The sequence below is a fragment of the Alphaproteobacteria bacterium genome (assembly GCA_041396705.1).
GTDB lineage: Bacteria > Pseudomonadota > Alphaproteobacteria > CALKHQ01 > CALKHQ01 > CALKHQ01.
In genome coordinates, this window is record JAWKYB010000005.1 from 304,839 (window position 1) to 326,673 (window position 21,835).

The window sequence follows — 21,835 nt, forward strand, 5'->3', positions numbered from 1 at the left end:
CGGACGGCCATATCGGCGGTGACATGCCGTCGCCGCCCGCAACCGAGCCGCATTCCGTGCTTCCGGCCGACCCGCCGGCGCCGATCCGCGTGATGCACGTGATCAGCGGCCTCGGACTCGGCGGCGCCGAGACGATGCTGGTCAACCTGGCCCGCGCCGGCCGGGCGGCCGGCCTGCAGCCACACGTGGTCAGCCTGCTGCCGGGCGGCGAGAACGCCGAGCGGCTGCGCGCCGACGGCATCGCCACCGAGGATCTGGGCATGCGCTCGGGCCGGCCAAGCCTGCGGGCGATCCGCCGGCTGGCACGTGCCGTGCGCCGCCATCGCCCGCAGATCCTGCAGAGCTGGATGTACCATGCCGACCTGATGGCCTGGGCCGCGACCCGGCTGGTGCCGGCGGCGGAGCGGCCGAAGCTGGTGTGGGGCGTGCGCTGCTCCGACATGCGCATCGACCTCTATCGCCGGCAGCTGCGATGGGTGATCGCGGCCTGCGCCCGGCTGTCGGCACGGCCCGACATGATCATCGCCAACTCGGCGGCCGGCCGGGACGTGCACCGCGGGCTGGGCTATCGCAACGACCGCTTCCTGGTGATCGCCAACGGCATCGAAGCGGCGCTGTTCCGGCCCGACCCGGCCGCGCGCGCGGCGGGCCGGGCCGCGCTCGGCCTGGCCGACGACGCGATCGCGGTCGCCCATGTCGCCCGGGTCGACCCGATGAAGGACCATGCGACCTTCCTCGCCGCGATGGCAGAGCGGCCGGACCTGGCCGGCGTGCTGGTCGGCCGCGGCACCGATGCGCTCGCCCTGCCGGCCAATGTCACCGCGCTGGGCGCCCGGAACGATGTGGCGCAGCTGCTGCCCGCCTTCGACATCGTCGCGCTCAGCTCCGCCTTCGGCGAGGGCTTCCCGAACGCGCTGGCCGAGGGCATGGCGGCGGGGCTGGTGCCGGTGGCGACCGACGTCGGCGACTGCCGCGACATCGTCGGCGAGACCGGCTTCGTCGCCCGGGCGGGCGATGTCGCCGGGCTTGCCGAAGCGCTGGCCGCGGCGGCCGCGGCGGCGCGGGCCGGCGGCGGCGGCGCCGCGCGCCAGCGCATCCTCGACCGCTTCGCCCTGCCGCTGGCCGTCGCCGCCTTCCGCGACGCCTATGCCGGTCTGATCGCGGCGCCATGTGCGGCATAGCCGGCCTGGTCGACTTCGCCGGCGTCGCGGCGCCGGACCTCGATCGCCGCATGGCGCGGGCGATGGACCGCATCCGCCCGCGCGGGCCCGACGCCCAGGCGCACTGGAGCGACGCGCGCTGCGCCCTGTTGCACAGCCGGCTCGCCATCATCGACCTGTCGCCGGACGGCAACCAGCCGATGCACGGCCATGGCGGCTCGATCGCCTATAACGGCGAGATCTACAACTATCGCGCGGTACGGGCCGAGCTGCAGGCCGCCGGCTATGTCTTCCGCACCCAGTCCGACACCGAGGTGATCCTGGCCGGCTGGGACGCCTGGGGCGAGGCGTTGCTGCCGAAGCTGAACGGCATGTTCGCCTTCGCGCTGTGGCGGCCGGGCGAAGGCAAGCTGGCGCTGGTGCGCGACCGCTTCGGCAAGAAGCCGCTGTGCTACCGCCACGCCCCAGGCCGCATCGGCTTCGGTTCCGACGCGCTGGCGGTGGCGGCGCTGGCGCCGGGCGACGACCGGCTGGACCGGGCGGCGCTGCGGCTGCTGCTGACGCTGGGCTACATCCCGGCGCCGCTGACCGTCTACGACGACGTGCGCAAGCTGCCGCCGGGCCACCTGGCCATCGTCGCCGCCGACGGCCTCGCCGTGCGCCGCTGGTACCGGCTGGCCGACCATGTCGAGGCCACCGACGCCGACGCCGACCCGGCCCGCGTCGACGCGGAGTTGCGCGCGCGCTTCGACGCGGCGGTGACCGCCCGGCTGGTCGCCGACGTGCCGGTCGCCGCCTTCCTGTCCGGCGGCATCGATTCGGCGCTGGTCGCGGCCTCGCTCGCCCACCAGGGCCATGCGGTGGAGACCTTCACGGTCGGCTTTGCCGACGCACCGGCCTATTACGAGGAGCGGCCGGCGGCACGGGCGGTGGCTCGCCACCTCGGCCTCGCCCACCACGAGCTCGAGCTGTCGGCCGACGCCGCGCTCGACGGCCTCGACGCCGTGATCGGCGCGATGGACGAGCCGTTTGCCGACAGCTCCGCCATTCCGACCTTCCACCTGTCGCGGGCGATGGCCGCCCACGTCAAGGTGGCGCTCAGCGGCGACGGCGCCGACGAGGTGTTCGGCGGCTATCGCAAGTATCAGGGCGAACTGCACGCGGCGCGCTATGGCCGGCTGCCGGCCGGCCTGCGCAAGGCGGTGGTGGAGCCGCTGGTCGGCGCCCTGCCGGAATCGAAACAGCGCGGCCTGATGGAGAAGGCGCGTCGCCTGCGCAAGTTCGTCGCCCACGCCGGCAAGCCGCTGGCCGAGCGCCAGGCGGCGTGGGCCAGCCTGCTGCCCGCCGCGGAGGTCGACGGCCTGCTCGGCGCGGCTGGCCCCGACCCGGTCGCGGCCCTGGTCGCCGCGCGGCATCGCGAGGTGCCGGCGTGCGATGCGCTGAACCGCGTGCTCTATGCCGACATCGGCCTGGTGCTGCCCGACGACATGCTGGTCAAGGTCGACCGGATGGGCATGGCGCACGGGCTGGAGGTGCGCAGCCCGTTCCTCGACCCGGCGGTGGTCGAGCTGGCGATGGCCCTGCCCGGCGCCGACAAGGTGCGGCCCGGCGCCGGCAAGTACGTGCTGCGCCGCGCCTTCGCCGACCGCCTGCCGGCCGAGGTGTTCGCGCGGCCGAAGAAGGGGTTCGAGGCGCCGGTGGCGCGCTGGCTGGCCGGCCCGTGGCGCGACCGGGCGCTGGCGGCGACCGAGCCGGCGTTCCTGCGCCGGCTCGGCTTCGCCGACGCCGCGACGCCGCGGCGCTGGCTCGACGACCTTGCCGCCGGCCGGCGCGACACGGCCGGCCCGCTGTGGACGCTGATGGTGCTGCACGGCTGGAGCGCGGCCAACCGGCTGGCCAGCTGACCGCCGCCGCGGCGGATTGATCTGCCGCAGGCCGGCGCGCCCGCCATTGCCTAGAATGGCACCAACGATTCGTCGCGGCCGGGAGGGAAATCATGAGCAAGCCGAGAACCGCCGTCATCGGCCTGGGGTCGATGGGCATGGGCATGGCGCGGTCGCTGCGGCGGGCCGGTTTCCCGGTCGTCGGCACCGATATCAGCGACGCGCGCTGCGCGATGTTCGCCGACGACGGCGGCGAGATCGCGCCGTCGGCACGCGAGGCGGCGATGGGCGCCGACATCGTCGTCAGCGTGGTGATCACCGGCGGGCAGACCGAAACCCTGCTGTTCGGCCCGCATGGGCTGGCCGCGACCCTGCACAGCGACGCCGTGTTCGTCTCCTGCGCCACCATGCCCGCCGGCCAGGCCCGCGACCTCGGCAAGCGCGCCGCCGACGCCGGCTTCGGCTTTCTCGACGCACCGATCAGCGGCGGCGCCCGCGGCGCGGAGAACGCGGCGCTGACCGTGATGTCGTCCGGCCCGCGCGCCGCCTTCGACGCCGCCCGGCCGGCGCTGGACGCGATGGGCAAGCGCATCTTCTGGATGGGCGAGGCGCCGGGCCTCGGCTCGGCGATGAAGACGGTCAACCAGCTGCTGGCGGGGGTCAACCTGGCCACCGCCTGCGAGGCGATCGCCTTCGCCATCCGCCTCGGCCTCGACCCGCGCCAGGTCGACGAGATCATCTCCGGCTCGGCCGGCAACTCGTGGATGTGGGGCGACCGGATCTCGGCGCTGGTCCAGGGCGACATGACCCCGCGCAGCGCGGTCGACATCTTCACCAAGGATCTGGGCATCGTGCTGGACACCGCGCGGGCCAGCAACTTTCCGGCGCCGATGGCGGCCGCAGGCCTGCAGGGCTTCCTGATGGCGGCCGCCCGCGGGTGGGGCCGCGACGCCGATTCGTCGGTCGCGCGGGTTTATGCCGAGCTGGCCGGCCTCACGCTGCCGCAGGCCGCCAACGACTGAGCCGTCGACCGGTCGGAGACAGTCCCGGGCTCACAGCGGGTCGCCGGCGATCTCGTCCTCCAGCTGGTGGATGCGCACCAGCGGATAGGCCAGCGTCGGGTGCACCGCCAGCGCCTCGCGATAGGCCTTCAGCGCGGCTTCGGGCTGGCCGAGGGCGTCGAAGATCAGGCCGGCGCCGCTGAGCGCGCCGAAGTGGCGCGGCTCCAACTCCAGCGTCCTGGCCACGTCGACCAGCGACTGCTCGTACTCGCCGAGGAAATACAGCACGGTCGCCCGCTTGTTCCACGCCTCGGCATAGTCCGGCGCCCGCTCGACCAGCACGTCGAAGGCACTGAGCGCGGTGTCGAGGTCGCCGGACTGCAGCGCCAGCACGCCGACCTGCATCAGCCCGGCGCTGCCGGCATCCGCGTATTCCAGCCAGACCCGCCAGATCTCGGCCTCGACCCGCGGCGCGGTGTCGGAACCGGCGTCGACCAGGGCGTCGAACAGAACGTCCAGCCGCGGGTCGCGCTGGTCCGCGGCCGCCGGCGCGGCGAAGGCGATGGACAGCAGGACGGCCGCCAGCTTGCGCATGACGCGATCCTCCGCCGAAGCCGGCGCGGACGCAAGCGCCGCCGCGCGGCACACAAGCAAAGGTGATCGCACCCGCCGCCGCGGCGCAGCGGGCTTGGATCGCGGCCGGCCCTGGGCCAGACTGCGCAGCAACGCAAGAGTCCGGTCAGCAGTCCGACGCCATGGCACACCCCCGCGCCGCACCGGCCCTCCCGCCGCCGCACCGGCCGACCGGATCCGTCCGATGAGGCTGCCCATCGGCCTGGTCCTCGCCGTCGTCATCGGCACGGCGCTGGCCGTCGCCACCGGCGGTACCATCGCCTATCTCAGCGCGGTCGCCGGCGACAGCGCCCGCATGTTGATCGCCGACAAGGGCCGGCTGACCCGCGACCGCGTGCTGGCGCTGGTCGCGGGCGAGATGCAGCGCGCCGCCGACCTCGCCGCCGCGCTCGCGGCGGCGGTGGCGGAAGACCGGCGCCACGGCGATGCCCTGGACGCCGACCGCTTCGCCGCGCTGGCCCGCCCGCTGCTGGATGCGGTGCCGGTGGCGACGGGCGCGCTCTACCGCGGCGCCGACGGTGCGACGCTGGCCTACGACCGCGGTAACGACGCGGTCACCGCGGGCATCGGCCTGGCCGCCGCGCCGACCGAAGGCTGGGCAGCGCCGCTGCGGATGCCGGCCGGCGGCCCGCTCGGCCTGCCGTTCGTGCGGCCCATACCGGCCGGCGCCGTCGCGGTGCCGCTGGACCTCGACCGCCTGTCCGCCGCACTGGCAGCCGCCGCCGGCGACGAGAGCTATGCCGCCTTCCTGCTCGACGGTGCGGGCGCGATCCTGGCCCATTCGGACCCCGCGGTGGCACCCGGCACTGCGCTGGATGCGCCCGGCGGCGACCCGGTGCCGGGGCTGATCGCGCGGCCGTCGCCGGCCAGCCGGCCGATCCCCGGCCTGGACCACGCCTTCCTCGACCGCCGCGACGGCCCGATGTACGCGGTGTTCTTCCGCCCGCTGGCGGCCGGCACGCCGCCGCTGATCGCCGGCGTGCACTATCGCGCCGATGCGCTGGGCGCGCCGGGCGACGAGATCGACCTGGCGCTGATCGTCTCCGGCTTGCTGCTGGTGCTGGTGATGGCCGGCGCCTTCCTGCTCGGCCATCGGATCGGCCGGCCGATCCGCCGGCTGGCCGGTGTCGCCAAGCGGATGGAGACGCTGGCGGTACAGGACGCGCCGCGCCTGCCGCGGTCGCGGCTGCGCGAGATCGACGACGCCAACCAGGCCGTCAACGCCGCCATCGGCGGGCTCGGCGCCTTCGCCCGCGATGTGCCGCGCGACCTGGTGCTGCGGCTGCTGAAGCCGGACGCGATCGGCGCCTTCCAGTCGACCACGCGCGAGGTGACGGTGCTGTTCACCGACATCGCCGGCTACACCGCCGCCGCGTCGAAGATGGCGGCGGCCGAGATCGCGACGTTCCTGAACCATCATTTCGAGCTGCTGACCGCCTGCGTCGAGGACAGCGGCGGCACGGTCGACAAGTTCATCGGCGACAGCCTGATGGCGTTCTGGGGCGCGCCGCAGCCGCAGCCGGACCACGCCGCGCGTGCCGCCGCGGCCTGCCGGGCGATGGCAGCCGCCTTCCGCGCCGACCCGGTGATGCGGGCCGCCGGCGTGCGCCTGCGCATCGGGCTGCACAGCGGCACTGTGATGGTCGGCAATGTCGGGGCGCGGTCGCGGACCAGCTATACGGTGATCGGCGACGCGGTCAACGTCGCCGCCCGGCTGGAGCAGCTGGGCAAGACCATCGACCCGAACGCCGACGTCATCGCCCTGACCAGCGCGGAGACCGCCGCGCGGCTGCCGGCGGACGCGCGCGGCGCGCCGGCCGGCCGCCACCGGCTGCGCGGCAGGGACGCGGAGACCGATCTGGTCCGGCTGGTCTGAGCGCCGCTCCGGCCGCCGAGGCCGATTCTTGACAGCCGCGGTGCGCCGTGGGCACACCCGGCGCTGCCATGTCCAGTCCCGATGCCGCCGTCTTCCGCCTGCGCGACATGTTCGTCGGCTGGCAATGTCGCATCCGCCAGCACGCCATGCGGTCCGAAGGCGGCCGCCCGCCGGCCGGCGCCCGCCCGGCGGTGACCGACGACGACGGGGCGGCACTGGCCGACGCCGTCACCACCCTGATGCTGAAGCGCGAGCCGCAGGACGACACCGCCCGCTTCCGCCACATGGCGACGCGCACCCACGACCCGGCCGAGCGCTACGGCAAGGCGCTGGAATATCTGTGCGGCGACTACTACCAGCAGGCCCGTGCCTTTGCCGACGTGCTGTGCGCGCTGTTCGGCACGGAGTCCGCCCTCGCGCTGGCGCTGCTGCGCGAGGGCCGCTGCGTGCTGGTCTTCGAGCAGTTCCGGCAGCGCTTCTGCATCCCCTGCGCCGTGACCGAGGCCAGCCGCGAGCACCCCGCCTTCCAGGCTACCTACTGGCACAACGCGCTGTTCAACCCGAACATGCCGCCGGCCGTGCGCGTGCTGCTGTTCAAGCCGCGCTGGCTGGAAGCGAGCGCCGACCCGCCGCCGCCCGCCTGATCCGGGCGACCCCAGCCGGGGCCGCGGCGCGGAGCCTGCCGGGCACGCCGGCGGCGCTTTCTTTTTGCTTGCCAATGCGCCGGCCGGCCCGCTATGTCACCGGCTCTCTTCCAAGCGGACCGCCCGCCGGTCCGTCGCGCACGGGGCCGTAGCTCAGTTGGGAGAGCGCTACAATGGCATTGTAGAGGTCAGGGGTTCGACTCCCCTCGGCTCCACCAAGCGAATCAATGGGTTAGATAGCTGGGCGTGCGCGGACGCCTCGGCCAGCAATCAGATTGCAATCGAGCGGTCGAGTCTCAGGGTCACTGACCCCTATGCTTTGCCTGCGAGGCGGTTCTTCAACCCACGCGCATGTCGGTCGGAAGGGCGCAGAGCTGGACAATTGATGATGCCGTGCGCCCGTGCGTTCGCATCACCATTTGCGAAGAGACGATAGCTTCGCATTCACAGGCCCATCGGCATCGGTAAGCCAATTCACCAACAGTGTCCGCCGCCTTTGCCCGCACTTGGGTTTCGATCTCCGAGCGGCCAAGACCTCGGAATATGGTGCAGAATGGCGGACACATACCCGTTCGTCATGTCCGACGGCGGACTACTCGTTGCTTCGCCATCGAATACGGTTTGCGTTGGGATGGACAGCCGCGAAAACTCTCTCTGGACCGACCATAGCGATGGTGACCATCGGAGGAGAGAGTGCAGGACCATGAGAGTGGCGCCGGAACTCGATGTAGATCTCGTCGCTGCGTTGCGAGCGGTCCAGGAGGCAACATCACTGAGAGGCCCCAGGTTCCTTCCGCAAACGGCCAAAGCTCTGGAACGCATGGTCCTCAGTCGCGCGTTCGGCAAGCCGATGCTCGAACTCGCGTATCTGGTGGCAATTGCCGCTGCATGCCGCCGCCCCACCGGTCGCTATGAGGCGTTTTTCTGGAACGATCAGCCCGCCATTGGGGGTGTGTTTCGCGCCTATCTGTCCCGGCTTCGTGAACGGGGCCAGCTGGCGGGCAGCGGCCTAACGCTCGGAACCGACCGGGTCGCGATCGCCACCGACGGTGAGCCCTTTGCCGTTCACTACACCCGCATGCCGCTTCTGGTCGCCTTGGCCGAGTTCCTGATGTCCACCATCGGGTATCCGACGTTCGATGCGGCGGTGCAACCGGTCGCAGTGGGCACCCTGCGGCAGCGCGATGCGTCCGACGTCGCGAATACGCTGTCCCGCGCCCTGCACGGCTATCTGCAGGGCCGGCTTGAGACCGGTCACATCCAGCGCAAGATGAGCGCCATGCTTGAGCACCTCGCCGCCCGCGGTCGCGGCGACGCCGCGAGCATCGACGATGGCGCCATTCTGTCGTTCTGGATTGCAAAGTCGGGCACCGACGAACTCGAAGGAGTACGCACCTTCCGCGGCACCGCGACGGGGTTCATCCACCTGCGTGACGCACTGACCGCCGCACAGAACCGTGCGCAGCTCGACCAGGCGAGGCCGATCGGCACGGATCGAGAGGCCGGTGAAGTCGACCCCGGCGCCGTCGCAGCGGCGTTGGCCGAGCTTGGCGAGGAAAGCGATCTGATATCCGCCCTGACGAGCGCCCCGCTCGCCAGCGTGAAGTTCTGCAACCAGCGCGAACTTGGCCAACTCGACGTCGTGGTCCTTTACGGTCGCCACGGCCCCGGCCTTATCCGCACAGCCCTGCGATATGATGTTTTCGGCGGCGCGCAGGCGCGCATCACCCAGGCCCTGCGCCGCGGTTACAGCTGGCGCCAGGACCCGGACGGGACCTATGTGACACGGGTGGCCGAGCTCCGCCGCCTGCACGAGCAGTTCGATCGGGTGCTCTGGGCCAGCCTTCACGTGCTGATAGAGAAGGAATCACCGGCCGTGATCGATCTTCTGCACGCGTTGCAGCCGGACCTCGATCTGAGTGGGGCGCTGCCGCCGTCCGAGCCGGACTCCGGCACCGAAAACGTTGTGCAACTGCGCCAGATCTCGCCGGCACAGCGCTTCCTGCACCTGCTCAGGTTCGAGCCTGCCGCGCTCGGATCGCGGTTTGCGCAGGTCGCCGCCACGGCCAGTCTGGCCTTCGGCAAGATTGCCCGCAAGGGCTTCGGAGGAGACGACCTGGCCGATGCTGCCGTGATCGACGCATTCCAGGCAGCGCCTCCGGTGCTCCGCCAGTTGCGCGCGCTGCTGGCCCGTTTCACACGTCAGCTCGAGGCGAAGGCCGATCAGGAACTGGAGCGGCTCTTCGCGGACGATCGCGCCGTTTTCTACGATCAGTTCGAGCAGCTCTATGGAGAAGCCTGACATGACATCCTACGCCGAGATGTCCCCGGACGAGCGTGCGTTTGTCGAGCACCTGTTCACTGCTGCCGAACTGATGCGCGCACTCAACGAAACCGGGCAGATCGGAACAGGTCACATCGGGTTTTCGCGCCTGCATGCCTATGTCGCGGAGGGACGCCCGGTGCAGGATCCCGCGATCGACGCCGCGCTGCAACGCGATCCCAAGCTGGCGGCAACGTGCGATGCTCTGGTGCGGAATTTGGCGCCGTATGCCGCGCCGGTGGCCGCCGCGGCCGCCGATACCAAGCCGCTGACGCAGCGATTCGGCAATGGCTGGAGACTCAATCTGTTGGAGGTCCGCAACGCGCCGGATCAGCGTTGGGTGGTGATCCGCTTCGAACGCGAGGATGTTGCGCCACCGAGGGCTCTCTATGCCGGAACCGTGCGCCATGCCTTGCCGGCGATGACGGACGGCCAGGTGCAGTTCCGCATCGGGGTCGATTCCCGCCTGGCGCAAGCCATATCGGATGCCGCCACGGAGCTCTTCCTGTTGTGACCGACGCCGCGTTGCCATCGCGCAGCCGCAAGAACGGCGACAGGACAGGCGCCGCCGCGGGCCGCCTCGCGACCACGAGGCGTAGGTTTGTCGAGGCAGCGGCCCGCAGTGCACTGATCGATGCGATCCTCCGGCGGCGCGCGTGCGACATCTGCGAAAAGACCGGGCTGCTCGCTCACGTGGCCCCGGAGGGAACCTGTGTCGATATCGGCGCAGGATTGGGCCACATGGTCGAACGCATCGCAGCGCACCGGCCCAGCGTCGTCTGCCTGGGCCTGGACCCGAACTGGGGCGTAGCGCCGGCGGTCGCATCGCGACTGCGACACAATGCGCCGGGCCGAGCACGATTCTGCAGAGGCGACGGGCGTGCACTGCCGGTGGCCGATGGCACCATGTCCACGGCCCTCGTCGCGTTCGTATTGCATCATCTGAGCTCGACGGACCAGAAGGCCGTGCTGTTCGAGGCAGCGCGTGTACTACAACCTGGCGGCACCCTCATCCTGCTCGAGGATACGCCGGGATCGGACGCGGACCGGCAACACATCGAGGCCGCCGACCGCAGGCTGAATTTCGAAGGCAGGAACGCAGTGCACTGCTATCTTCGGCCTGACGAGTGGCGCACACGTCTGGAACTGAGCGGCTTCGCAATCCGCGCCGCGATCCCTTTCACGCGCGTTTTTCCGCCCGCGTCGCTGCGATCGGTGCCGCATCACGCCTTTGTCTGCACCGCGCTGCCTGTGTCGGAGTGAGGCCGGGAAAAGCGCGTCAGGTCCGTCCATAGCCTTGTCGGGGCGGAGGCCGCAACCCGCAGCCGACAGTACCGCCCTGATGCATGGAGACCGACATGACCCGCAATGCTGCCACGACGATCCGTCTCGCATTCGCCTTGCTGTTGGGATCGGCCGTTGCACAGCCTGCGCTGGCGCAGGCCACGAACATGGCCACCTACACCTGCGCGATGTTCATGGCTGCCGATGGGGAGGACCAGGTGGCCGTCGCCTACTGGATCGACGGCTACCTGAGCCGTGAGACCTCCGACCTCGTGGTCGACACCGCGACCCTGCTGGATAACATTTTTCAGCTGCGAGAGGTCTGTCCCGGGAACCCGGACGTCCGCATTCTGCAGTTCTTTGGTTTCTAGCGGCGGCGATTTGACGGTCCGACCCGTATCGACGGGTCGGACCGACACCTTGGAGCAGCCGTCCGCCTGCCGCTAAGCTCGATCAACGGATCGGCTCACAGCTTAGCGGACAACACAACATTGGATCGGATTCGGGTATTCGTTGCCACCACGGCGGGACCAAGCGAGGTACTCGGCCTGACCGAGGAGGACCCCGCGGTCCACTCGGCCGTCTGCCTGGGAGGTTCGGAGCAGGATCTGCCGATCAGCCCATCCTACCATCGCTTCGTCCGTGAGCCGACCGGCATCATCGAGCGCCATTTCGGACATCCCGCGTGGCGCATGGACGTCTCCGACCGGATCGAGGTCGGCGATAGCTGGAAACTGGGCATCGTCGCGGCGCACTGTTTGTATGCAGCCGGTCGTCTGGCGACGCGAACCGAACCAGACGCCGAGCACGCCATCTGGCTGACCGGCTCGGTCACCCGAGATCTTTCGGTAGGACCTGTCGGCCAGATCCCCGAAAAGCTGAGCCGTTCGACCGCTCTGATCGAGGACCTGCGCGACCGTGGTGTTGCGGTCAGCCTGTTCATGCCGGCCGACGACGCTGCGCAAATCGACCCTGACGCCCTGCGCGCAGCGGGTGCCGAGGACCTGCCGTTGCATGCCGTCCGAATCGTCGACGATATGACGACGGTGCTCGGGCTCGTGCCGCTGGCCACGGCCGATCGCAAGGGCGCGCGTGGCAAGGCCGGGCGAAAGCGCCTTGCGCTACCGCAAGGCATCGACTTCAGCCCGTTCATGAAGGAAAAGCTGCGCGGTTTCGTCGGCCGACAGTGGCTGCTCGACATGGTGCAGGCATGGCTGGAGAGCGATGACAGTGCCTTGCTGATCACCGGCGACCCGGGTGCGGGCAAATCCGCCTTCGCCGTCCGGCTGGTCGACGCCGCCAACGACGGCACGCCGGGCCCGGACAGCCGCGTTGCCGCCTATTTCTGCTGCCAGGCCGATTCGCCGGCCAGTCTCGACGCCGCGCATTTCGTGCGCACGCTCGCCGACATGCTCGGTAGCTGGCGCGACGAGATCGACGAAGCGCTGCACCAACCCAGGCCCAGGGCGTTCCTCGATCCCGCCGCCATCACCGCCGATCCGCTCAGCGCCCTGGATTTTGGGAGCCTTGCTCCGCTGAGCCATGTTCCGCCGCCCGCCGAGCCGCACGCCATCGTGGTCGATGGACTCGATGAAGCGCTGGCGGTGACCGAGGGCCAAATCTCGATCGCAGACATGCTGGCGAGACGCCTGGAACGATTCCCGCCCTGGCTGAAGCTGATCGTTACCGGGCGCCCGCTGCCCCGCATCCTGAGCGCTTACGCCCAGGCCAGGCGGATAGACATCGGCCGCGAGGACGATCGCAACGTCGCCGACATTCGCCGCTATGTCCGAGAGCGGGTCAGTCGCTTGGACGCTGACGAGCGAATTGCGGCACGACAGATCGAGGAACGCGTCGTGGCTCGCTGCGATGGCAACATGCTGTGCGCACGCCAGCTCATCGACATGGCGCGGTCGGGAGACGAATTGGGGGATGCCGGCAATCTGCCGCTGGGCCTCGCGGGTGCATACCAGCAGTCGTTCGCACGAATGTGGCCCACTGAGCAGGCCTACTGGCCGGTGCGAAATGTGCTGACCACACTGATCGCGGCGCGCGAGCCTCTATCGTTCGCGCAACTGGCCGCGGTCGCCGCCGCCAATGGCGACGTGCTCGCAGCCAACACGATCGATGCCCTGACCGGCTATGTCCGCCAAGTCGGCAACAAGCTCGTCGTCTATCACCAGTCTCTTGTCGATTGGCTGACGGCCGAGGACCGGCGCAGCAACGCGTATTGGATCGACACCCGTGTCGGCCTGTCGCGCCTTGTCGCCTATTGCCGGCAATGGCGCAGCGTGCACGACGTCTATCCGCTGATCCACTTCACCAGCCACCTCCGCGAAGCGGGCGCGGTCGAAGAGCTTGCGTCCTTGATGTCTTCGGACGAGTTCGCGGCCGCCAAGGCAGGGCGCGGCGCCAGCACGGCCGCGCTGCGCGACGACTATCGCAACCTATGCGCCGTGCTGCTTTCAGTCGGTCGCGACGAAGAAGTCGTGACGCTTGCAGGGTCTGGCGACGCCGCACGCCGCGACGGGGTCTTGTCCGGGCTGCTCGCCGCGAACCTGCGCAAGGACCGAGCCGAACGGATTGCATCCGATATCGCCAGAGCCGCCGGCGCAAGGCACCGGGCGGTTACCGCCGCTGACCTTAACGGTTGGCGCGTTGCCGTGACCTTGGCCTGCGCCCACGGCCTGGACAAGATCATCTTGCGCGCCGCGGCACACGACTCCGGACCGGTCAGGGCTACCTTGGTCGCACCGCTGTACCGGTTGTGGCAGCACCAACATGACGCCGGATGGACGATACTCGACGCGCTCATAAGACAGATGAGCGACCGTTTCGGACTGCCACGGACCAACATCTTCGAAGTCGTCGGCGGCGTCTCATTCGCCATACTTGGCTGGCATTTCGATGACGACGAGGCGATGCAGCAGCTCCAGGAGCTGTGGCGAAGATTTGCGGGCACGGTCGCGCGGTCGCCGATCGCGCGCCTCGGTGGTCGGCGACGGGTTATCGGCGTGCTCACCTCGATCCTCCGGCTCGTGATGGCGCGACAGCCCGCCTACCAGCCCCTCAATCTGGCCGAACTCTCCGTCACCTTTGCGCGGCCACCGGCGACCCGCAGGGCGACACTTGCGGTCATTGACTGCCTGTCCGAGCCCAAGCGCGGTCCTGAATCCGTCATCGCGGCGCTTTCGGATCGAGGCGCACCATTCGACATCCATTTGATGTTGGCCGCCGAGCGCGCCCTCGTCCTGCTTGGCGACCGCGATCCGGTCGCAGGGCTGGCCACGCTCAGGCACCTGCACGAGCGGGGGTGTCCTTGGTTCCGGCAATCGGTACTCTATGCCGGCTTCCACGTCCTGAAGGACCTCCCGGTCGCTCGTGTCGACCTGGCTGACGACTATCTTGCGATGGCTGCCGAGATCATCTCGGAGCACGCAGCCACTTTCGCGACCGAGACCGGCACCTATGTCATGGTACCGCACATGACCTGGCCAGAGATCGTACTGCATCGACATCGGCGAAGCGACGGTGCGCAATTTCTCCCGAAAAGGCTCGCCGAGGCGCTGGAACGCGACGACGTCGATTATGCTGCGCGGGTGATCCGCGCCTGCGGCATACTCAGCTTCGCGTACCGGTATCACGCATTGGCACTGGACGCACTGCGCAAGCAAATCGAGGACAGCGACCTGCGCCTGCACGACACGTTGTGCGAAACGCTGGCGAACATCCGATTCAATGACGAAGCGCGCGTCGATGCATTTCTGCACCGGTACGCGCCCAGTTGGCTTGCCGATCGGGTGAAGGCGACGGCTCCGACCTTGGCCGCGGCTGATTTCCCGACCTGGATCGATGCCTTCTTCATCCATCTGCTGCGCACGTCGCCGCATTTCCGCGACGAGGTCGTCTCGGCGCTACGAGCCGCAGCCGAGGCGCACAGCCTGACCGCGTTGTTGCGACATGTGGTGCCTTGGATGCTTCATCTCGTCGCCGAGGATCGATCTGGCCGAGCCCAATAAGCCGCCATTTCGAGGGCCCGCATGCCAATCAAGCAAGCCGGCGAAAAAACCGACCTAGGCCGCCCATAGCAGCATTGCCGGCATCTGCCGGCAATGCTCGAACGGATGCTGCATGGAGACGCTTCACATGGAAGGGCATACATCGGAATGCGCAATAGCAGAACCGGCCCAGGAACGGCGCGTCACTGCAAGGCTTGTGCTCGCGGCGGGCGCGCTGTGGGTTGCTCTGGCCCAAGCGAACCCGGCCCACGCTGCCGACGATCTCGTCCAGATCACATTCCATGGTTGCTCGGCGGCGGAGCAGATCGCTGTCCAGACGGCTGTCACGGATGCCGATCACGCACTCGCTCTGGCCCGCGCGGACCTGCTTGCCCGGCTGCCTGCGCCGACTGTGGAAAGGGCCGCGCAGATGTACTTCGGACGCTCGACGCCCCTGGCGACAATCGCCGACGGCTTCGGCCACATCGCCGCTCGGCTGGACGGAAAAGCCAGCCCGATCGCTGTCCACTGCCATTCTTCGGAACCGAGGATGTTCGGCTGGGTCCCGCTCGAGGATTGCGGTACGGCGAAGGCCGCGGAACTTCATCTCGGCAAGTCGTTCTTCGATGCGGCGGCCTATGTCGGCATCGATTCGCGCATGGGTACGATCATCCATGAGGTTGCTCACTTGGCACCGGGTCTTGGGGCCAACTGCGAGGCCGGTCTCACAGAGCGCTACCGCGAGGACGAAGTTCTGATGCTCGGCCGACTTCACCCCGGCTACGCGTTGGAGAATGCGCAGAACTACGAGTACTACGTAGAGGCCCTGTACGGGCATTGAAACCGGGCGCATCCCGGCGCGTCTTCTCGAAGACGCGCCGGGCACCGGGACTGAGTCGCACAACGCCACACGCGGCGGTCGCATGGCGGCAATCCGGATCCGCCTGCTCAGGGTCACGAGAGAGTTGTCACGATTGCGAAAAGGCCAAAAGAGCAAGGTCTACCGAAGCGCAAGCCTATACTGCGATCGACGTTCCGTAGCGACTTGCCAAAGGTTGCAGCCGAGCCGCTTTCGACATGCAGAGGGGGACGGGACTGATGAGCGCAAGCGATATCGCAACGCTGTTCGGCGTCGACGCGCAGCAATATCTGACTGAGGCGGAGAATCCGCTGCTGGTCGAGGTCGGCGCAGCTTGGTGTGCGCCATGCCGGATGCTTCGGCCGATTCTGGCCAAACTTGCGGCGGAGTTCCGCGATCACATGACCGTCGTCGAGATCGACGCCGACCGGTCGCGCGAGCTGGTCCGCGAATGGGACGTCGAAGGCCTGCCCACACTGCTGCTGCTCAGACAAGGTAGGCTTTCCGACCGGATGACGGGTCTGCCGCGATACGCCGACCTGCGCACCCGTGTCTGTGCGCTTCTTGACGGACTGGCAACAGACCATGGGTCGAATGGCGAGTCTGCCTTCGCGGCTGCGGTGGCGCGAGCCGAAGCAGCCAGAGAGGCACCGACCTCGCCCTCGGACGATCCCGCGCAGGTCGAGCTGTCGCGGGCGCTAACCGCCTACAACGAAGTCACTGACGGCCTTCGTGCACAGCTGAACGGCAACGCCATCTCCAAGCAGGAATTCGACCGGCGGCAAGCGGCGGAACGCGACAGGTTGCTCGGCCCGGTACAACCGGCTCTCGATGCCGCCCTCGCTGCGGGGCGCGCAGCCGAGGCAACATTCATCGCTGCGGTCGAAGGTGCGACAGGTGAATTTCTGAGCGCCCAGCGCGACCTGCCGTCGTCGGCGCCAGAGCGGCAGGCGCGTTTCTGCGCGCCGGGCGATCCCTATTGCAGCCTCGACTAGGTCCGATCGACGTTCGTTTGTCACACGGCTTGCATAAGGTGAATCGCAGGGCTCCTGTTTGGCTGACTTGGAATGCAGTCGATGGTGATAAGGCATGCGCTCTCTGAGGGGCAGTGCCATCGCGTTGCGGACATCACGCCCGGAAAGGTTGGTGACGCAGGTCGCAACTGCGGCGGCAACCGGCTGCTCGTCGACGCAGTTCTCTTGCTGGGCCAATTGCCGATTCCTCTTGTCTCGCAGCAGCGCCCCGCAACGGACCTGCAGTTCGAACTTTCTCGCATCTAGAACGGCACTGCGAAGATGCAGGGCAAGGCGACGACCGGCGCAGGCAGCCAGCAGCTTGGCCTCGCGGCTGGCTGAACCCTTTATGACGGCGACCTTCTGGTCAGCGGCCAGATGTCCACCGCCTATGGGTCAACGCGCCCTGAATTCTTAGTCGCAAGAGTCGCCGACGGCTGGATGCATTCACAGTTCACCGTCGCCGACGGCAAAGGCTGCAAGACGTGCTGGCAGTTTATCGGTTGAACGGACACGGGCGCTCCGGTCATCGTCTCGATGCGCCCCACACGCCATCGATTTGGAGCCCTGATGGCTCACGAGCGAACAGGTATCGCGGCGCCACAGGCCGCCACCAGGCCGGTCAAGGGCCCGCACATGCGCAAGTTTCGCCAGATGGCCCCCGGCGCCGGCCTGCGCAAGCGGATCGCGGCCCTGGCGACCTTGTCCCGGGATCGGAGGCCACAACCTCTTCGAAGGCGGCATGTGTCGCGTCCGGGTCCATCGCCGCGATGATCGAGACCGGCAATGGCGCCGAGGCGGCGCGCCGTGCCGGCTACAGCGAGCGGTCGGCACGCAGCATCACGCACGAGAACCTGACCAAGCCGGACGTTCTTGCGGAAATCGAACGCAGGCGGACCGTGGTGGCCCGGGAGCATGAGGTGACGGTCGAGAAGCTGATTGCCGACTTGCGTGAGGCGCGCGAGCTGGCGATCAAGCTGGGCCGCCCCTCCGCTGCCGTGGGCGCGACAATGGCGATGGCGAAACTGTGCGGCCTGTCGGGCACTACGCCCGAGAGTGGCGCCGACGGTGCGGTGGCCACAGAAGTCGATCTGGACGTCAGCGACCAGTTCCTCGACCGCATGCAGTTCTACGTCGATCGCATGCGGCGGCTGACGCCGGAGCAGCGCGCCCGCATTCGCGCCATCGGTCGGTAGCCATCACGCACAGTGCGTCACGGTGTCGGTCGCGACGCCGTCGACTCAACGCTGACACCTGTTCGATGCCCGTGGCCGGTCCGAATGCTGCCGATCGGCATTCCCTTCGTGGCCACCATCTCGCATGCCACAGCGCCAGTGCTGGCCCGGACCGTTGTCTTACGCCGGCAGCAGCACCTGCTCCGGATCCATCAGCCAGGGCGGCACCCAGCCGAGGATGTCGCTGAGCGGCAGCACCTCCTCGGCCAGCGCGATGCCCAGGGTCTCGACGGCGAAGGCACGGCGCGCCTGCATCCGCTGCCAGACGTCCGGACAGTCGCGGGCCAGCGCGGCGCGCAGCGCCGCATCGGCCAGCACCACGCCGTCCTCGGCATTGGCGCCGAAATGGCCGTCGCGGGTGACCGGAATGATGTCCATCTGCAGCGCCATGCCGGACTTCAGCGTGATCCTGCCGCCGCGGACGAACGGCGACGAGACCCACTCGTCGATATGGATCAGGTGGCCGGGGTTCAGCGCCGCCCGCTCGATCCCTCCGGTCAGCTCCGGCTCGACCGCGGCGACGATATCGCCGCCGGCCGCGCCGATGCGCAGGCCCTCGTACCAGGTCACCACGGCGCCGTAGTACGGCATCAGCACCGCTTCCAGCCAGTCGCGGTCATGGGCGGGCAGATCGGCCGGCCCGGACGCCACATAGCCGGCACGCACGCTGTTGGCACCCCAGCCGCCCATGGTCATGAACACCGGGTCGCCGCGCTCCAGGCGCCGTCCGCTCGGGCTGGCAAGGCCCAAAGCCGTGCGCGGCCCAGAGATCACCACCGGATGGTAGTTCAGCGGCTGGCCGACCCAGCCCAGCTCGGCCGCCAGCGCGTGCTCGGACTTGCCCGGCTGCACCGACCGCACGGCACGCAGTACGCCCTGCGAAGCGCGGCATGCGGCGAACTCGAAGGCGGCGATCTGGTCGGGCTCGCAGCGGGTGCGCAGCCCGCCATCGGCGGCCATGAACAGCGCGGTCGCATTGATCGTGCGGTCAGCACCGCCGACGATGTCGCGCACCGCCTCGACGATGAACGCCGGCAGCTCGCTGGCCCGCGCCGGATCGGGCGCTTCGCCGGCGGCGAACGTCTTCCAGCCGGCCAGGCCCACCGTCATGCCGGGCTTCAACCCGGCCGCCGCCAGCACGTCGGCCAGCGATATGCCCAGGCTGCGGTCCTGGTCGATCAGGCTGAAGCTCTGGCACAGCTTCACATCGAGCGCGAGCGGGCTGATCGCGGCATAGGCCACGCCCTCGTTGCCGACCATCAGCACAGGGTCGCCGGTCGGCAGCAGGACCGCCAGCGCCTCCTCGAATCGCGGGTCGTAGCCGGTCAGCCAGGCGATGTTGCCGGCGTGCTCGCGGTCGCCATAGACCACCAGTGCTTCAAGGCCCGCGGCGGCCATCCGCGACCTTGTCGCCGCCACCCGCGCGGCATAGGTTTCGCGCCGGATCGGTGGCGCCGCCTCTGGCGGTGTCAGCGCGGGTGGTTGCGCAGGACCGAGCTTGAAGTCGCGCGCCATGATTTCCTCCCCGTGCATTTAGGTCGTTGGCGGACATGATAGCAGCGCAGCCAGCAGCTCGGAAACGGGCAGGCTGGTCGAGGCTGGTCGATCCGGATCGCGCTGCCGGTCGCCGCGACAGGCCGACGACCGGCGCGATTGCCCCGGGTGCCTACGGCGCAGGCCGGCATCAGTTCGCGTAGAGCAGCTCCTCGACCGTGCGGCGCATGACGGCGGGGTCGACGTCAAGCCCGGTCCAGTACTTGATCGCGATCACGCCCTGGTTGACCAGCATGCCGAGGCCGTCGAGGACCGTGCAGCCGCGCGCCTGCGCGTCGCGGATCAGATGTGTGCGCGGCGGGTTGGGGATGCCGTCCGCCACCACCATCCCGGATGTCAGTGAGCCGATGTCGAGGTCGAGACGTGCATCAACGTCGGGATAGAGCCCGATCGAAGTAGCGTTGACGACGATATCGGTACCTTCGGAGACGCGAAACGGCTCCCGCCACACCGTAAGCGCCGCCTCGGTCGGCGTCCGTGTGTTCAACAGCTCCACTAGGCTTCCGCCGCGCTCGGCGCTGCGGTTGACCACCTGGACGCGCGCCACACCCGCGAGCGCGAGCTCGACGCCGACCGCGCGTGCCGCCCCGCCGGCGCCGAACAGCACCACCGATTTGCCGGCGGGATCGACGACCTCGCGCATGGCCTGGACGAAGCCCTTGCCGTCGGTGTTCTCGCCGATCATGCGGTCGCCGCGGCGGACCACGGTGTTGACCGCGCCCATGATCTCAGCCGATTCGCCGAGCCCGTCGAGATGGTCGATGACGGCGACCTTGTGCGGGAGCGAGCAGTTGAAGCCAGCCCACCCCATTGCCCTGGCGCCGCGCACCGCGTCGCCCAGGTCTTCCGGCCGGACTTCGCAATTGATGTAGCGCCAGTCGAGGCCGTGGTGCCGATAGGCCGCCTCGACCATTGCCACTGTCGGGTTTTCCGCCGCCGGCATCGCGAACGAGCCGGTCAGCCGGCTGAGGAAGTTCGGGGCCATCATGCTGCTCCATTGAGCGATGGCGGCACGGTAGGTTGGCGTAGCAATTCCAGCAAGTTCCGCGGTCCGTCGGGTTACCCTATGGGCCCGCATGACCCCGAGTTCATACCGGTGGGAGCTGGGCATCGCTCTGCCTTTGAGGGCGAAGCTATGTGGGGCCGCTCCCGCGACCTCGCCGTGCAGGAACAGTACCGCTGCACCGAAGCCGCTTTGCTGCCAGTGCCCTCCGGTCCTTGTCTCCCATCCGCCATGTTCAGGACTTGGGCGCCATCGGGGCGCCGGCTATGTCGCTCAGGCGTCACTGGGGCATCGTCTGTGTCTGTCGAAATCGCCGCGCCAGGACGCTCATCGCCGAGGCGGCAGCGCGATATCCCATGAGCGATTCGCTGTGGGTCGACGATCGGCGCAGTGCCATCTTTTCGGGTGACGAGGCGACCGCGGCCTGCTCTGTTTGCGCCTGCCGAACCTTGCGGTATGCACGGTCGACTTTTCCGATGCGGCCCATCTCCTCGACCAGCGAGCCGAATCGCTCCGGCTCCGCATCGGCGGCGTTCATCACGGCGGCAATCTTCTCCACCGTGCGGCCGGAAACACCGGCAATCGCGCCGATCTTGTCGGCAGAGCGGTCGGGCGACTTGCGCGAAACTCTCACAAATGTTCCGGACAGAACGGTGCGCTCGCCCTGCCGCTTCTTCGCCTCGCCCTTGACGGCCGGCGCCATCGGACAGCGGAACGCATCGATCTCGGAGGGCAGGCAAGATTTTCGGAGGGCGTTCTCGGCGTACTCGCCGCGCACGACATCGGGCAGGACGACTACGGTGACGGGCACCTCGGTCCAGCAGGTCGACTACACCACCGCCTGTCGGCGCGCTCCTGCGATCAGTCGATTGGCGGGCGTGATCACGTATCGAGTGCAGGTGACTGCCGCTCGCGCCAAGTCCGGGCTGGCTCCAGCGCAGCAAGCTGCCGATCATGCGGTCTAGCCGATGAACGGCTGCGCGACCCCAGCTTCGAGGACACAGATCCCACGATCGACGTTGTGCTGTCGGTCGTTGCACTTGCCATCGTTTGTCACCGTTGGTTGCTGAACCTTCTGTGGGCTTCATCGAATGGCTGGCAAGCCAATGAGAGCGAAGAGCAAATAGTGGCGATCGCGCGCCCACGATTTGATATGCTGGAACCGGGGTGGATTCGCGATTTGGCGATCCCTGCTCTCCGCGGATATTTCCCTGTCTTGTACTTCCAAATTCCCTGTTCGAGATCACGCACTCGGTAGCTTGTGACCGCAAAGAGGCAACGGAATGTAGGCACATCATCGCCGATGGGTCCTCGAAATGCGCGATGCCCCCTGTGTCTTCCCTGGCAAACAGGGCATGCGAGCAGAGAC

Annotated in this window: 17 protein-coding genes and 1 tRNA gene; 14 read left to right on the plus strand and 4 right to left on the minus strand. The window is 68.7% G+C overall.

Annotated elements, in window-relative coordinates:
- Positions 1 to 56 precede the first annotated feature (56 nt).
- From R3F55_09335 to R3F55_09345, 3 genes are all read left to right on the plus strand, one after another.
- Positions 57 to 1,181: a glycosyltransferase gene (locus tag R3F55_09335; GenBank protein MEZ5667617.1), complete on the plus strand. Its 1,125-nt coding sequence runs from the start codon at positions 57 to 59 to the stop codon at positions 1,179 to 1,181.
- Complete coding sequence (asnB, locus tag R3F55_09340) at positions 1,169 to 3,064, plus strand: asparagine synthase (glutamine-hydrolyzing) (GenBank protein ID MEZ5667618.1); 1,896 nt, start codon at positions 1,169 to 1,171, stop codon at positions 3,062 to 3,064. The genes R3F55_09335 and asnB overlap by 13 nt, the downstream gene beginning before the upstream one ends.
- A gap of 92 nt (positions 3,065 to 3,156) precedes the next feature.
- Positions 3,157 to 4,065: an NAD(P)-dependent oxidoreductase gene (locus R3F55_09345; protein MEZ5667619.1), complete on the plus strand. Its 909-nt coding sequence runs from the start codon at positions 3,157 to 3,159 to the stop codon at positions 4,063 to 4,065.
- Between the two features lie 30 nt (positions 4,066 to 4,095).
- On the opposite strand, the gene R3F55_09350 is transcribed toward R3F55_09345, so the two are convergent.
- Positions 4,096 to 4,638 carry a tetratricopeptide repeat protein gene (locus tag R3F55_09350; protein MEZ5667620.1) on the minus strand — a complete coding sequence of 181 codons (543 nt, stop codon included), beginning with the start codon at positions 4,636 to 4,638 and terminating at the stop codon, positions 4,096 to 4,098.
- Between the two features lie 223 nt (positions 4,639 to 4,861).
- Here R3F55_09350 and R3F55_09355 point away from each other — a divergent pair, with 223 nt between their 5' ends.
- The 11 genes from R3F55_09355 (at position 4,862) to R3F55_09405 (ending at position 17,870) form a co-directional block, all read left to right on the plus strand.
- Entirely contained in the window at positions 4,862 to 6,553 is a 1,692-nt protein-coding gene (locus tag R3F55_09355; protein MEZ5667621.1) for an adenylate/guanylate cyclase domain-containing protein, read from the plus strand.
- A gap of 68 nt (positions 6,554 to 6,621) precedes the next feature.
- Entirely contained in the window at positions 6,622 to 7,197 is a 576-nt protein-coding gene (locus R3F55_09360) for a hypothetical protein (protein MEZ5667622.1), read from the plus strand.
- Positions 7,198 to 7,339: 142 nt separating this feature from the next.
- Positions 7,340 to 7,415 (plus strand) — tRNA-Ala (locus tag R3F55_09365).
- A 491-nt stretch (positions 7,416 to 7,906) separates the two neighbouring features.
- On the plus strand, positions 7,907 to 9,499 hold the full coding sequence (locus R3F55_09370; GenBank protein MEZ5667623.1) for a hypothetical protein: 1,593 nt from the start codon (positions 7,907 to 7,909) through the stop codon (positions 9,497 to 9,499).
- A 1-nt stretch (position 9,500) separates the two neighbouring features.
- Positions 9,501 to 10,034: a hypothetical protein gene (locus R3F55_09375; GenBank protein ID MEZ5667624.1), complete on the plus strand. Its 534-nt coding sequence runs from the start codon at positions 9,501 to 9,503 to the stop codon at positions 10,032 to 10,034.
- The gene (locus R3F55_09380; GenBank protein ID MEZ5667625.1) at positions 10,031 to 10,783 is read left to right on the plus strand and encodes a class I SAM-dependent methyltransferase; all 753 of its coding nucleotides are present in this window, start codon (positions 10,031 to 10,033) and stop codon (positions 10,781 to 10,783) included. Before R3F55_09375 ends, R3F55_09380 begins: the two co-directional genes overlap by 4 nt.
- A gap of 95 nt (positions 10,784 to 10,878) precedes the next feature.
- Entirely contained in the window at positions 10,879 to 11,175 is a 297-nt protein-coding gene (locus R3F55_09385; protein MEZ5667626.1) for an HdeA/HdeB family chaperone, read from the plus strand.
- Between the two features lie 120 nt (positions 11,176 to 11,295).
- On the plus strand, positions 11,296 to 14,823 hold the full coding sequence (locus tag R3F55_09390; protein ID MEZ5667627.1) for an ATP-binding protein: 3,528 nt from the start codon (positions 11,296 to 11,298) through the stop codon (positions 14,821 to 14,823).
- Positions 14,824 to 14,935: 112 nt separating this feature from the next.
- Positions 14,936 to 15,643, plus strand: coding sequence for a hypothetical protein (locus R3F55_09395; GenBank protein MEZ5667628.1), 708 nt, complete (start codon positions 14,936 to 14,938; stop codon positions 15,641 to 15,643).
- Positions 15,644 to 15,900: 257 nt separating this feature from the next.
- Positions 15,901 to 16,656, plus strand: coding sequence for a thioredoxin family protein (locus tag R3F55_09400; protein MEZ5667629.1), 756 nt, complete (start codon positions 15,901 to 15,903; stop codon positions 16,654 to 16,656).
- Positions 16,657 to 17,444: 788 nt separating this feature from the next.
- A complete protein-coding gene (locus tag R3F55_09405; GenBank protein MEZ5667630.1) occupies positions 17,445 to 17,870 on the plus strand; it encodes a terminase small subunit in 426 nt (141 codons plus the stop codon).
- A gap of 159 nt (positions 17,871 to 18,029) precedes the next feature.
- Here R3F55_09405 and R3F55_09410 read toward each other — a convergent pair whose 3' ends face one another.
- The 3 genes from R3F55_09410 to R3F55_09420 form a co-directional block, all read right to left on the minus strand.
- Complete coding sequence (locus R3F55_09410) at positions 18,030 to 19,424, minus strand: M24 family metallopeptidase (protein ID MEZ5667631.1); 1,395 nt, start codon at positions 19,422 to 19,424, stop codon at positions 18,030 to 18,032.
- A 169-nt stretch (positions 19,425 to 19,593) separates the two neighbouring features.
- Entirely contained in the window at positions 19,594 to 20,448 is an 855-nt protein-coding gene (gene aroE / locus R3F55_09415; protein MEZ5667632.1) for a shikimate dehydrogenase, read from the minus strand.
- A gap of 298 nt (positions 20,449 to 20,746) precedes the next feature.
- Complete coding sequence (locus R3F55_09420; GenBank protein ID MEZ5667633.1) at positions 20,747 to 21,277, minus strand: hypothetical protein; 531 nt, start codon at positions 21,275 to 21,277, stop codon at positions 20,747 to 20,749.
- Positions 21,278 to 21,835: the final 558 nt, after the last annotated feature.

Excerpts from the sequence above, each read along its gene's own strand:
- R3F55_09385 (MEZ5667626.1), top strand. The coding sequence starts at position 10,879 with ATGACCCGCAATGCTGCCACGACGATCCGTCTCGCATTCGCCTTGCTG.
- R3F55_09400 (MEZ5667629.1), top strand. The coding sequence starts at position 15,901 with ATGAGCGCAAGCGATATCGCAACGCTGTTCGGCGTCGACGCGCAGCAA.
- R3F55_09355 (MEZ5667621.1), top strand. The coding sequence starts at position 4,862 with ATGAGGCTGCCCATCGGCCTGGTCCTCGCCGTCGTCATCGGCACGGCG.
- R3F55_09360 (MEZ5667622.1), top strand. The coding sequence starts at position 6,622 with ATGTCCAGTCCCGATGCCGCCGTCTTCCGCCTGCGCGACATGTTCGTC.
- aroE (MEZ5667632.1), bottom strand. The coding sequence starts at position 20,448 with ATGGCCCCGAACTTCCTCAGCCGGCTGACCGGCTCGTTCGCGATGCCG.
- asnB (MEZ5667618.1), top strand. The coding sequence starts at position 1,169 with ATGTGCGGCATAGCCGGCCTGGTCGACTTCGCCGGCGTCGCGGCGCCG.
- R3F55_09345 (MEZ5667619.1), top strand. The coding sequence starts at position 3,157 with ATGAGCAAGCCGAGAACCGCCGTCATCGGCCTGGGGTCGATGGGCATG.
- R3F55_09410 (MEZ5667631.1), bottom strand. The coding sequence starts at position 19,424 with ATGGCGCGCGACTTCAAGCTCGGTCCTGCGCAACCACCCGCGCTGACA.
- R3F55_09395 (MEZ5667628.1), top strand. The coding sequence starts at position 14,936 with ATGGAGACGCTTCACATGGAAGGGCATACATCGGAATGCGCAATAGCA.
- R3F55_09375 (MEZ5667624.1), top strand. The coding sequence starts at position 9,501 with ATGACATCCTACGCCGAGATGTCCCCGGACGAGCGTGCGTTTGTCGAG.
- R3F55_09350 (MEZ5667620.1), bottom strand. The coding sequence starts at position 4,638 with ATGCGCAAGCTGGCGGCCGTCCTGCTGTCCATCGCCTTCGCCGCGCCG.
- R3F55_09405 (MEZ5667630.1), top strand. The coding sequence starts at position 17,445 with ATGATCGAGACCGGCAATGGCGCCGAGGCGGCGCGCCGTGCCGGCTAC.